Origin of the sequence: Lacisediminihabitans sp. (assembly GCF_043726815.1) — a bacterium.
Taxonomy (GTDB): domain Bacteria; phylum Actinomycetota; class Actinomycetes; order Actinomycetales; family Microbacteriaceae; genus Lacisediminihabitans.
In genome coordinates this window covers 62,345-74,595 of the sequence record NZ_JAYSJZ010000001.1, presented here as the reverse complement: position 1 = coordinate 74,595, position 12,251 = coordinate 62,345, and the positions used below count along the sequence as shown (strand labels likewise).

Sequence of the window (12,251 nt, the reverse complement as noted above, 5' to 3'; positions counted from 1 at the left end):
TGCTCCCATGGGGAGCGCGGACGTCACGAAGAGCACTCGGCAGAATTGCAGGTGGAAAGCAGAAATGAATCCCAAGACGAACACCCGTGACTCGAACGCTCCGATCCTCGAGGTCAGCAAGCTCGGAGTGGAATTCTGGGTCGGAGGCGAATGGATTCCCGCCGCCAAGAACCTCGACTACGTCGTTCGCCCCGGAGAGGTGCTGGCCATCGTCGGCGAGTCCGGATCCGGCAAGAGCGTCAGCTCGATGTCCCTGCTCGGCCTGCTCCCGGCCAACGGGCGCGCGACGGGCAGCGCCCGCCTCAACGGCGAGGAGCTCATCGGGGCGACGACGGCCAAGCTGCGCCAGGTGCGCGGAAAGGACATCGCCGTCATCTTCCAGGAGCCCATGACGGCGCTCAACCCGGTCTACCGCATCGGCTTCCAGATCATGGAGGCCCTGCGCATCCACTTCCCGCTGACCCCGGCGGAGGCGAAGGTGCGCGCCCTCGAGCTTCTCGAGCTCGTCGAGATGCCCGACCCGCAGAAGGCGTTCGACTCCTACCCTCACCAGCTGTCCGGCGGACAGCGCCAGCGGGCCATGATCGCGCAGTCGATCTCCTGCGACCCGGACATGCTCATCGCCGACGAGCCGACCACGGCGCTCGACGTGACGATCCAGGCCGAGATCCTCGACCTGCTGCGGCACCTGCACACGCGCCTCAACAGCGCGATCGTGATCATCACCCACGACATGGGAGTCGTGGCCGACCTCGCGGACAACGTCATCGTGATGCGCTACGGCGAGATCGTCGAGCGCGGCACCGTCGACGAGATCTTCAACCACGCCCAGCACCCGTACACGAAGGAGCTGCTCGCCGCGGTGCCCCACCTCGGCACCGGCGAGGCGGTCGCCGTCGAGGAAGCGACCCGCACCGAGAAGCCGGCGCTGGTGCTCGACAACGTGAGCGTCGTCTATCCCAAGCGCGGCCGGGTGCCCGCGTTCACCGCCGTCGAGGGGGCGTCGTTCTCGATCTACCCCGGCGAGATCGTCGGCCTCGTGGGCGAATCCGGATCCGGAAAGACCACGATCGCCCGTGCGGCGGTCGGCCTGGTTCCGGTCTCGGCCGGCACGCTGACCGTGGTCGGGCAGAACATCGCCGGCGCGAGCACCAAGGAGCTGCGCGCCGTGCGTCGCAGCCTCGGCATCGTGTTCCAGGATCCCGGCTCCTCGCTCAACCCGCGATTCCCGGTGGGGGAGAGCATCGGCGAACCGCTGCTGCTGTCCGGGCTCTTCGACAAGAAGCAGATCAACACCCGGGTGGAGGAGCTGCTCGAACAGGTGGAGCTGCCGCAGAGCTTCCGCAACCGCTACCCGCACGAGCTCTCGGGCGGACAGCGCCAGCGCATCGGCATCGCCAGGGCCCTGGCCCTCAGCCCCAAGCTCCTCGTCGCCGACGAGCCGACCTCCGCTCTCGACGTGTCCGTGCAGGCGCGCGTGCTCGAGCTGCTGCAGGAGATCCAGTCGAGGCTCCAGTTCGCCTGCCTCTTCGTGAGCCACGACCTCGCGGTCGTCGACCTCCTCGCCGACCGCATCGTCGTGATGAACCACGGAAAGATCGTGGAACAGGGCAACAAGGAAGAAATCCTGCGCAACCCGCAGGAGGCGTACACGCAGCGCCTGATCGCCGCGGTTCCGCTGCCGGACCCCGCGGCCCAGAAGCTTCGCCGGGAGCAGCGGGCGGCGTCCTAGTCGTTCCGGGCCGCCCTCCATGCCTAGCATGGAGGGTGCGCCGCGAACGGAATGATGCAGTGAGACCACGATCTTTCGCGACGGTCGTCGCCCTGATCGTGGCGCTCGTGCTCGCCGGCTGCAGCAGCACGGTGGTCAGCGGAACCACGATCAGGATCGCGTCCAGCCAGTCGTTCAGCTCCGCGAACCCGAAGACGTCGTACGGCAACACCGCGGCCAACACGACCGTCGCCTCGGCGACGAACTCCCAGTTCAACTACTACGACAAGACCCCCAAGCTCGTGCGGGACACTTCCTTCGGGTCGTACCGGGTCGTCTCCCGGGACCCGCTGACAGTCAAGTACACGATCGCGCCGGGGGTGACCTGGTCGGACGGAGTGCCGGTGGATGCGGCGGACATGCTGCTCTCCTGGGCGGCGAACTCCGGCGCGCTCAACACGAAGGGCTTCGACGACTCCGCCTACATCGACCGGGAGACCGGGGAGTACTCCCGGCCGTTCCCGCCATCGGTCGTGCACTTCGACGGCTTCAGCGGCAACGGCCTGCAGCTCGTGACCAGGACCCCGGTGATCGGCGACGGCGGACGCTCGCTCACCCTCAGCTACGACAAGTTCTTCGTGGACTGGGAACTGGTCTTCGGGGTCGGCGTTCCGGCGCACGTCGTGGCGGGGAAGGCCCTCGGCATCCGCGACGACGACGCGGCCAAGAAGGCGATGGTCGCCGCCATCCAGACGGATGACGCTCCCGAGCTGGCGAAGATCGCACGCTTCTGGGACACCGGCTTCAACTTCTCCGCCGCGAAACCGGACAAGTACCTGCTGGTCGGCACCGGCCCCTACACGGTCACCGACGTCGTGCCGGGAGACCACGTCACGCTCACCGCGAACCCCCGGTACACCGGCGAGCACCACCCCAAGGTGGAGCGGGTCACGATCCGCGACATCGCCGATCCGCTTGCCGCGGTCGAGGCGTTCCGGCGCGGGGAACTGGACGTGGTGTCTCCGCAACCGACCGAGGACGTGGTGAAGCAACTCGTCTCGGTGGACAACGCCACGATCCTGAGCGGATTCGACGGTGCATACGAGCACCTGGACCTGCAGTTCGACCACGGCAAGAACGGCACGTTCGCCAACCGGGCGGTTCGCCGCGCCTTCCTCAAGACGGTGCCGCGGCAGCAGATCCTCGACTCCCTCGTCGTGCCGGTGCAGGAGGATGCCCAGCTGCGCTCCTCCCACGTGTTCCTGCCCGGGTCGACGGGCTACCAGTCCGCCGTGAAGAGCAACGGCTCCCGCGAGTACGCGAGGGTGGACATCGCGGGCGCCAGGGCAATCCTCGCCGCCGCCGGGGTGGCCTCGCCCGAGGTCTGCGTGCTGTTCGACCCGTCGAACCCGCGTCGCGTCGCCGAGTTCGGTCTCATCCAGAAGTCCGCCGCCCTGGCCGGATTCACGGTCACCGACTGCTCGAGCACCGACTGGCGCCAGCTGCTCGGCACCCCGGGGGCGTACGACGCCTCGCTCTACGCGCTGCGACCGTCGAGCCTCGCCGTCTCCGCGGTCGCCGCGTCGTTCCGGTCGGACTCGACGATCGACAACTCCAACTTCTACGCGAACAAACAGGTCGACGGCCTCATCGACTCCCTTGACTCCACCTTCGACCGCACGGCGCAGATCGCCACCCTGCACAAGATCGACTCGCTCGTCTGGGCGGACGCCTACGGAGTGCCGCTCTACCAGTTTCCCTCGCTGACCGCCTTCAACGATCGGGTCACCGGAATCGCGCCGTCGCCGCTCGCCCCCAACCTGCTTTGGAATATCTGGGCCTGGGCGCCGGTTAAATCAGCCAAATAGGGCCTGACGGGCTTGCCGAGGTAGACTGGACGGCGCAGGGCACCACTGTCGTGATCCTGCCGCAACGCCTTTCTCCTGGCCTTCCACGTTCTCACGCCAGAACTCCCTCAAGCCAGATCACTTTAAAGGAAGTACACCCATGGCTATTGCCACCCGTAATGACCTGCGCAACGTCGCAATTGTGGCGCACGTCGACCATGGCAAGACCACGCTCGTGGACGCCATGCTTCGCCAGACCAACTCCTTCGCGGCGCACGCGCACCTCGAAGAGCGCGCCATGGACTCGAACGACCTCGAGCGCGAAAAGGGAATCACGATTCTCGCCAAAAACACCGCGGTGTCGTACTCCGGCATCCACGCGGGCGACAACGGCGACGGCGGTCCGATCACCATCAACGTGATCGACACCCCGGGCCACGCCGACTTCGGCGGCGAGGTCGAGCGCGGCCTCAGCATGGTCGACGGCGTCGTGCTTCTCGTCGACGCGAGCGAGGGCCCGCTGCCGCAGACCCGCTTCGTGCTGCGCAAGGCGCTCGAGGCGAAGCTCCCCGTGATCCTGCTCGTCAACAAGACGGACCGACCGGATGCCCGCATCGACGAGGTCGTGGCGGAGAGCCAGGACCTGCTGCTCGGCCTCGCCAGCGACATGGCGGACGACTTCCCGGACCTCGACCTCGACGCGATCCTCGACGTGCCGGTCGTCTACGCCTCCGGCCGCAACGGCGCCGCGAGCTGGAACAAGCCCGAGAACGGCACGCTGCCGGACAACGACGACCTCGAGCCGCTGTTCGACGCGATCCTCAAGCACATCCCGGCCCCGAGCTACGACGACCAGCACCCCCTGCAGGCCCACGTCACCAACCTCGACGCCTCACCGTTCCTCGGCCGCCTCGCCCTGCTGCGTGTCTTCAACGGCACCATCAAGAAGGGCCAGACCGTGGCCTGGGTCAAGCACGACGGATCCGTTCACAACGTGAAGGTCACCGAGCTGCTCATCACCAAGGCTCTCGACCGCTTCCCGACCGAGTCGGCCGGACCGGGCGACATCGTCGCCGTCGCCGGCTTCGAGGACATCACCATCGGTGAGACCCTCGCCGACCCCAACGACGTGCGCCCGCTGCCGACCATCACGGTCGACGACCCGGCCATCTCGATGACGATCGGCACCAACACCAGCCCGATGATCGGCAAGGTCAAGGGCCACAAGCTCACCGCCCGCATGGTGAAGGACCGCCTCGACCGCGAACTCGTCGGTAACGTCTCCATCAAGCTCGTCGACATCGGACGCCCGGACGCCTGGGAGGTGCAGGGCCGTGGAGAACTCGCCCTCGCCATCCTCGTCGAGCAGATGCGTCGCGAGGGCTTCGAGCTCACCGTCGGCAAGCCGCAGGTGGTCGTGAAGCAGGTCGGCGGCAAGATCCACGAGCCGTACGAGCACCTCACGATCGACTCCCCGGAGGAGTACCTCGGCGCCATCACGCAGCTCCTCGCCGCGCGCAAGGGCCGCATGGACGGCATGTCGAACCACGGCACCGGCTGGGTTCGCATGGAGTTCATCGTTCCGTCGCGTGGCCTCATCGGGTTCCGCACCGAATTCCTCACCATCACCCGCGGTGCCGGCATCGCGAACGCCGTGTCGCACGGCTACGAGCCATGGGCGGGCGAGATCGTCACCCGCGTCAACGGGTCGATCGTTGCCGACCGCGCCGGAGTCGCGACTCCGTTCGCCATGGTGGCCCTGCAGGAGCGCATGTCGTTCTTCGTGGAGCCCACCCAGGAGGTGTACGAAGGCATGGTCGTCGGCGAGAACTCGCGTGCGGACGACATGGACGTCAACATCACCAAGGAAAAGCAGCTCACCAACATGCGCCAGTCCACCTCGGACACCTTCGAGCGCATGACGCCGTCGCGCAAGCTGACGCTCGAGGAGTGCCTCGAGTTCGCCCGCGAGGACGAGTGCGTGGAGGTGACGCCCGAGTTCGTGCGCATCCGCAAGGTGGAGCTCGACGCGAGCGCCCGCCAGCGCAAGACCTCGCGCCTCAAGAAGCAGAACGCGTAACCCGCGCCCCACACTGTCGGAGTTCTTCGTGCGGCCCTAAGCTTGGCCGCATGAAGAGCTCCGTCCGGCGTTTAACCGTCCCTCTGGCCATCGGTCTCGCCGTGCTCGCCGGTCCGGCCATGCTCACGGGGTGTTCGATCCAGAACCTCGTGCACAACGCCACCGGCGGCAAGGTCGACCTCGGCGGCAAGGAGATCCCCAAGGACTTCCCGTCCGAGGTGCCGATCGCCAAGGGCGAGGTTCTCTACGGGCTCTCCGTCGGCGACAGCGACGGCAAGGTGTGGAACCTCACCATCAAGGTCGACGGCGCCTCGTCGTTCGACGACATCGCCAAGCAGCTCACCGACGCCGGCTTCACGTCCGATGCCGCGGTGCAGGGCAGCACGGCCGACGGCGGCACCGGGGTGTTCGCGAGCGACAAGTTCGGGGTGATCGCCGCCGTGACCAAGCACGGCAAGAACGGCTGGGTCGCCAACTACACGGTGTCGACGGTCAAGGACAAGAACAAGAACAAGTAGCTCAGTCCCCGAAGAGGGTCTAACCGAACAGGGTCTGGCCGACGTAGGCGCCGCTGGCCGCGCCGGGCGGCACGGCGAAGATGCCGGAGCCCACGTGGCGGATGTACTCGTTCATCTGGTCGTTCTTGGCGAGGCGGAGCTGGATCGGCACGAACTGAGTGCGCGGATCCCGCTGGAAGGCGATGAAGAACAGGCCGGCGTTGAGCCGACCGAGGTCGTCGTTGCCGTCGACGAAGTTGTAGCCCCGGCGCAGCAGCAGCGCGCCGTCGTTCTGTTTCGGGTGGGAGAGACGCACGTGGGCCCCGGCGTCGATCGCGGCCGCACCGTGCACCTTCTTGGCGAAGTCCGGCTCGGTGAACTCCGATCCGCCGCTCAGCGGCGCCCCCTCGCCCTTGGAGCGCCCGATCACGCGCTCCTGCTCGCGCAGGGCGGTGCGGTCCCAGGTCTCGATGGTCATGCGGATCTTGCGGGACACGAGGTAGGAGCCGCCGATCATCCAATCGGCGGAATCGCCGCTCGGAACCCAGACGTGGTCGGTGACCTGGGCGGTGTCCTCCGCCTTGACGTTCGCCGTGCCGTCCTTGAAGCCGAAGAGGTTGCGCGGGGTCACCTGCGCCCTGGTCGTGGACGAGGTGCGTCCGAAGCCGAGCTGCGACCAGCGGATGGATGCCCGCCCGAACGCGATCCTCGAGAGGTTGCGGATGGCGTGCACCGCCACCTGGGGGTCGTCGCTGCAGGCCTGGATGCAGAGGTCACCGCCCACGAGTTCGTCGATCAGGGCGTCGCCAGGGAAGTGCGGGAGGTCGATCAGCGCCGCCGGGCGCTTGGCCGCGAGGCCGAACCGGCTGTCGAAGAGGGACGGACCGAAACCGAAGGTGATCGTGAGTCCGGCGGGCGGCAGGTCCAGCGCCTCTCCCGTGTCGTCCGGCGGTGCGTCGTACGGGCCGTCGATCGCCCCGTCGCCGACGGGCTTCCCCGCGGTCATCCGGGCGGCGGCTGCAGACCAGTCCTTCAGCAGCGATACCAGCTCCGCGCGAGAGATGTCCGAAACGTCGTAGGCGGCGAAGTGCAGACGGTCCTGAGCGGCCGTGGTGATGCCGGCCTGGTGCTCGCCGTAGAAGGGGTAGGTCGTGGAGGGCGCAGACCCGGTCGTTGCGGAGGGGATCACGAAACGGTCGATGGCGAAGCCAGCGCCCGCGCCCACCACGCCGGCGCCCGCGAGGCCGAGCAGGCCGCGGCGGGACAGACCGCCTTCCGCCGTCATCCTGGGGTCGATCAGCCGACGACGACGGAGGTGAGACGCGAGAGCGGCTCGCTCAGCGCGTTGACTCCGTCGGCGAGGGACTTCACCTGCGCCTTCGTGAGCTCGTCGTACGGCGTGAAGCCGGTCGACAGGGAGCCGTAGGCGGCGAGCTGCTTCTCGAGCGAGTCGAACTGGCCGTCGATGCGCGTGGCGAGGGAAGCGTTCTTCGCCACCACGATGGTGCGGACTCCCTCGTAGGCCACGCGGGCTCCCTCGAGGTTGGCCTGGAAGTCGGAGAGGTCGGTGTGCGACCAGATCTCCTCCTCGCCGGTGATCTTGCCGGTCGCCACCTCGTCGAGCAGCCCGATGGCCCCGTTGCTGATCGCATCCGCGGTGAGGCTGTAGCCGGAGGCATTGACGGCCGACCAGAGCTCGGCCGTGTCCCTCTCGAGCTTCGCGGCGAAGCTCGCTCGCTCGTCGGCGGTGAGGGCCGTGTACGTCGTGCCGCCGTTGTCGGCGACCGCCGGCGGCCAGAGGTCCTTCTCGATGCGGTGCCAGCCGGTCCAGGTGTCGCCCTCCGCGACGTCGGCCTCGCGGAAGTCGATCTCCGGGTCGAGGTCGCCGAACGACTCGGCGACCGGTTCGATGCGCTCGTAATACGCTCGCGTGGAGGCGTAGAGCGAACGCGCGGTGGCGTCGTCCCCCGCACGGTAGGCGTCGAGGAACGCGGTGGTCGCCGGCACGAGCCGGGAGACCTGGTCTCGCACGTATGACACGTACTCGGCGGCCGCCGCCTGCGCCATGGTCTTCTCGTCGCCGGTGCGCTGGATGCTCGCGGACGACGAGGTCACGGTGAACTCGGCCTTGCCGACGCCCGCGCCGTTCATGCCGGGCTTGCAGCTGGTGAAGTACTTTCCCGGCTCGAGCTTCACGGTGAGCTGGCGCGGAGCGCCCGGGGCCACGTTCTCCACCTCGCCCACGATGCGCTTGCCGTCGGCGGCGAGCAGGTAGAACTCAGTGGCTTTGTCGGCCGAGTTGGTGACGGTGAACTCGACGGTGCCGCTCGGCGCCGTCGACTTCGACACCTGGCAGGTCGTGGCGGTGCTCTCGACGGCGATCGACGTGGCGCCGGCCGTGGTCGCGGTGTTCGCCACGCAGGCCGAGAGCGCGAGCAGTGCCGCCGATCCCGCCGCGATGGTGAGGGCCACGCGGCCGAAACGGGCGCTGCGCGAGATCATCGAACTCCTTCGGTGGCGAGCTTGGCGCTGCCGGGGGTTGCGGTGGTGCCGGGCCGGGCGCGGCGGTTCGAGAGGATGAAGGCCGTGAGTACCGGCACGACGTAGAGCACCCAGACGATGGCCTCGAGCCAGGTGGTGGCCGGGGAGAAGTTGACGGTGCCCTTGAGGAGCGTGCCGTACCAGCTGCTCGGCGGAATCGCGGCGCTCACGTCGAAGGCGAGGGCGTTGAGGCCGGGCAGGATGCCGGCCTCCTGCAGGTCGTGCACCCCGTAGGAGAGCACCCCGGCCGCGACCACGATGAGGAAGAGGCCGGTGTATGTGAAGAACTTCGCCAGGTTGATGCGCACGACGCCGCGGTAGATGAGGTAGCCGAGCACGACGGCCAGGGCGATGCCCAGGGCGGCCCCGACCAGGGGAAGGGTCGTGGCGCCGGTGGCCTGCACGGCGGCCCAGATGAACAGCGCGGTCTCGATCCCCTCGCGTCCCACGGCGAGGAACGCGACGAGCACGAGCCCCCAGCCGGCGCCGGCGAGGTTCCTGTCGACATCCGCCTTGAGGTGTCCGCTCAGGCTTCTCGCCGTCTTGAGCATCCAGAAGATCATCCAGGTGACGAAACCGGTGGCGACGATGGACAGCACTCCGCCGATGGTCTCCTGGGCCTCGAAGCTCAGCCCGTATGCACCAAAGGTGAGGACGGCGCCGATCACCAGCGACAGCAGCACCGCGAGCCCCACGCCGAGCCAGATCCGGGGCAGCACATCATTGCGCCGGATCTTGATCACGTAGGCGATGAGGATGCCGACCACGAGGGCCGCCTCGAGGCCTTCGCGCAGGCCGATCAGGAAGTTAGCGAGCACTGGTTCGTTTCTGAGAGTCGGGCGTGGGCAAGGTTGGTAAGGCTTACCTTACTCGATCGACTCTAGACGTTGCGGCCTATCCTGTGCAATGTGCAGCAAAACCTCAGCGAGTCGGTGCCCGAGCGTGTGCTCTTCGTCCACGCGCATCCCGACGACGAATCCCTCTCCACCGGCGGCACCATCGCGACCCTCGTGAAGCGGGGGTCGGCGGTGACCGTCGTCACCTGCACGCGCGGGGAGCGCGGGGAGGTGATCCCGGCCGACCTGCGGCACCTCGAGGGGGAGCCGGCGGAACTCGCGGCCCACCGTTCGACCGAGCTCGCTTCGGCCCTCGCCGTGCTCGGCGTCACCGATCACCGCTACCTCGGCGCCGCGGGTGCGCGCTGGGTGGACCTGCCTCCCCGGATCTATACCGATTCGGGCATGCGCTGGGGGGCCGATGGTGCGGAGCCGGCCGAGACGATCGCCGACGACTCCCTCTGCGCCGCGCCGTTCGGCGAGGTCGCCGCCGACCTCGCGACCGTGATCGACGCCGTGCAGCCGACCGCGGTGGTCAGCTACGACTCTCGAGGCGGCTACGGGCATCCCGACCACGTGCGCGCGCACGAGGCCGCTCGTCGGGCCGCCGAGGTCATGGGGGTGCCGTTCTTCGCCATCCAGCCCGACGGGGCGGCCGCGACGGTACGTGTCGACGTGAGCGACGCGCTCACCCAGAAGGCGGCGGCGCTGCGCGCTCACCGCAGCCAGATCACGGTGGAGGGCGACCGGTACTCGCTCTCCAGTGGTCCGAGCCACCCGATCGCCGCCGAGGAGTCCTACGCGATCGTTCACCCCGACCAGCCGGGCACCGTGGCCTGGAAGGACCAGGGCTTCGGCATCCACCTCTTCGCCTGGATCATCGCCCTGATCGTCGGGGCCGCGGTGGGCGGCATCTCCACGGTCAATCACCAGGCCACCGTGTCTGTGGGCGGCCTCACCATCGGCATCGGCATCATCGCCACCCTGGTGATCACGGCGGCCCTCCTCGTGGGCCTCCGGCTCGTGTTCGGCGGCCGGCTCGTGGCCGGAATCGCGGCGTTCGGCCAGCTCGCGGTGATCGGGCTGCTCTCCCTCACCGGAAGCGGCGGCTCCATCCTCGTGCCCGCGAATCTCGCGGGCTACCTGCTCACCTACGGCCCGGCCGTGATCGCCCTCGCGGTGCTGGCCTGGCCGTCGGTCGGCACCTTTCGCCGCGATAAGATTGCAGTCAGGCCCGAACCGAAGGGAACGCCCTCACCGTGACATACGTCATTGCCCTCCCGTGCGTGGATGTGAAAGACCGTGCGTGCATCGACGAGTGTCCCGTGGACTGCATCTACGAGGGCGACAGGATGCTGTACATCCACCCCGACGAGTGCGTGGACTGCGGCGCGTGCGAACCGGTGTGTCCCGTCGAGGCCATCTACTACGAGGACGACGTCCCCGAGCAGTGGGCCGAGTACTACAAGGCCAACGTCGAGTTCTTCGACGAGGTCGGCTCGCCCGGCGGAGCGGCCAAGGTCGGCGTGATTCACAAGGACCACCCGATCGTCTCCGCCCTCCCGCCCCAGGCCGTCGGGGTCTGAGTGCCGCTCCGGCTTCCCGACTACCCTTGGGACTCGCTCGAACCGTTCGCCGAGAGGGCGCGCGCGCATCCCGGCGGAATCGTCGACCTCTCGGTGGGGTCGCCGGTGGATCCGACGCCCGCGCTCATCCGCGAGTCGCTCGCCGCCGCGACCGACGCCCACGCCTATCCGCTCACAGCGGGGACCCCGGCGCTGCGCGAGGCGATCGTCGAGTGGTTCGCTCGTCGCCGAGGCGTCGACGACCTCACGGTGGCGAATGTGCTGCCGACCATCGGCTCGAAGGAGTTCATCGCCGGCCTGCCGCTCTGGCTCGGTCTCGGCGAGGGCGACGTCGTCGTGCAGCCGACCCTGGCCTACCCGACCTACGCCGTGGGCGCGGCCCTCGCCGGCGCGACCGTCTTCTCGAGCGATGACCCGGCGGACTGGCCGGAGAGCACGAGGCTCGTCTGGGTGAACAGCCCCGGCAACCCCAACGGGCGCGTTCTCGGCATCGAGGAGCTCGCGGCGGCCGTCGCCCGGGCGCGGGAACTCGGAGCGGTGATCGCGAGCGACGAGTGCTACGCCGAACTCGGCTGGGACGACGAATTCGCCGACCGCGCGACACCGAGCATCCTCGACCCTGCCGTGATCCACGGCGACCGCAGCTCGGTGCTGTGCGTCTACTCGCTCAGCAAGCAGTCCAACCTGGCCGGCTACCGGGCCGGATTCGTCGCGGGCTGCAGCCGAATCCTCGGCGAGCTCCTCGCGGTGCGCAAGCACCTCGGCACGCTTCCCCCCGCGCCGATCCAGGCCGCCATGATCACCGCCCTCGGGGACGACGGCCACGTGCACGAACAGAAGCAGCGCTATCGCGTGCGCCGGGCGAGGCTCTCCGCCGCGCTCGAGGCCGCCGGGTATCGCATCGACGACAGCCGGGGCGGCCTCTACCTCTGGGCGACGAGGGGCGGCGACGCCTGGCAGACGGTGGCCGACCTGGCCGACCTCGGCATCCTCGTGGTGCCGGGAACCTTCTACGGCGAGGCGGACGCCCAGCACATTCGCGTGGCCCTCACCGCCACGGACGAGGCGATCGGCACTGCCGTCGAGCGTCTCGGCGCCCTGTCGAAGTAGCGGTTCCCTCCAAGCAAAAGGCGCATTCCTTGGTGGATGCGAC

The 12,251-nt window shown here is 68.5% G+C and carries 10 protein-coding genes; 7 read left to right on the top strand and 3 right to left on the bottom strand.

Annotated elements, in window-relative coordinates; all coding sequences use genetic code 11:
- Positions 1-64 precede the first annotated feature (64 nt).
- The 4 genes from ACHZD8_RS00340 (at position 65) to ACHZD8_RS00325 (ending at position 6,156) form a co-directional block, all read left to right on the top strand.
- Positions 65-1,732: an ABC transporter ATP-binding protein gene (locus ACHZD8_RS00340; RefSeq protein WP_394768088.1), complete on the top strand. Its 1,668-nt coding sequence runs from the start codon at positions 65-67 to the stop codon at positions 1,730-1,732.
- Positions 1,733-1,791: 59 nt separating this feature from the next.
- A complete protein-coding gene (locus ACHZD8_RS00335; RefSeq protein WP_394768087.1) occupies positions 1,792-3,579 on the top strand; it encodes an ABC transporter family substrate-binding protein in 1,788 nt (595 codons plus the stop codon).
- Between the two features lie 139 nt (positions 3,580-3,718).
- Positions 3,719-5,638 (top strand): translational GTPase TypA, encoded by a 1,920-nt coding sequence (typA, locus tag ACHZD8_RS00330; RefSeq protein ID WP_394768086.1) that lies wholly within the window; start codon positions 3,719-3,721, stop codon positions 5,636-5,638.
- Positions 5,639-5,688: 50 nt separating this feature from the next.
- On the top strand, positions 5,689-6,156 hold the full coding sequence (locus ACHZD8_RS00325; protein WP_394768085.1) for a hypothetical protein: 468 nt from the start codon (positions 5,689-5,691) through the stop codon (positions 6,154-6,156).
- 19 nt (positions 6,157-6,175) lie between these two features.
- On the opposite strand, the gene efeB is transcribed toward ACHZD8_RS00325, so the two are convergent.
- Genes efeB through efeU form a run of 3 tightly spaced genes read right to left on the bottom strand, consistent with a single transcriptional unit; the run spans position 6,176 to position 9,494 of the window.
- Positions 6,176-7,420 carry an iron uptake transporter deferrochelatase/peroxidase subunit gene (gene efeB, locus ACHZD8_RS00320; protein WP_394768084.1) on the bottom strand — a complete coding sequence of 415 codons (1,245 nt, stop codon included), beginning with the start codon at positions 7,418-7,420 and terminating at the stop codon, positions 6,176-6,178.
- Between the two features lie 11 nt (positions 7,421-7,431).
- On the bottom strand, positions 7,432-8,637 hold the full coding sequence (gene efeO, locus ACHZD8_RS00315; protein ID WP_394768083.1) for an iron uptake system protein EfeO: 1,206 nt from the start codon (positions 8,635-8,637) through the stop codon (positions 7,432-7,434).
- Positions 8,634-9,494, bottom strand: a complete 861-nt coding sequence (gene efeU, locus ACHZD8_RS00310; RefSeq protein ID WP_394768082.1) for an iron uptake transporter permease EfeU — start codon at positions 9,492-9,494, stop codon at positions 8,634-8,636. The genes efeO and efeU overlap by 4 nt, the downstream gene beginning before the upstream one ends.
- A gap of 90 nt (positions 9,495-9,584) precedes the next feature.
- On the opposite strand from efeU, the gene ACHZD8_RS00305 reads away from it, so the two are divergent.
- Genes ACHZD8_RS00305 through dapC form a run of 3 tightly spaced genes read left to right on the top strand, consistent with a single transcriptional unit; the run spans position 9,585 to position 12,208 of the window.
- Positions 9,585-10,775: a PIG-L family deacetylase gene (locus ACHZD8_RS00305; RefSeq protein ID WP_394768081.1), complete on the top strand. Its 1,191-nt coding sequence runs from the start codon at positions 9,585-9,587 to the stop codon at positions 10,773-10,775.
- A complete protein-coding gene (fdxA, locus tag ACHZD8_RS00300) occupies positions 10,772-11,098 on the top strand; it encodes a ferredoxin (RefSeq protein ID WP_147782789.1) in 327 nt (108 codons plus the stop codon). Before ACHZD8_RS00305 ends, fdxA begins: the two co-directional genes overlap by 4 nt.
- Positions 11,099-12,208, top strand: a complete 1,110-nt coding sequence (gene dapC, locus ACHZD8_RS00295) for a succinyldiaminopimelate transaminase (RefSeq protein ID WP_394768080.1) — start codon at positions 11,099-11,101, stop codon at positions 12,206-12,208.
- Positions 12,209-12,251 lie beyond the last annotated feature (43 nt).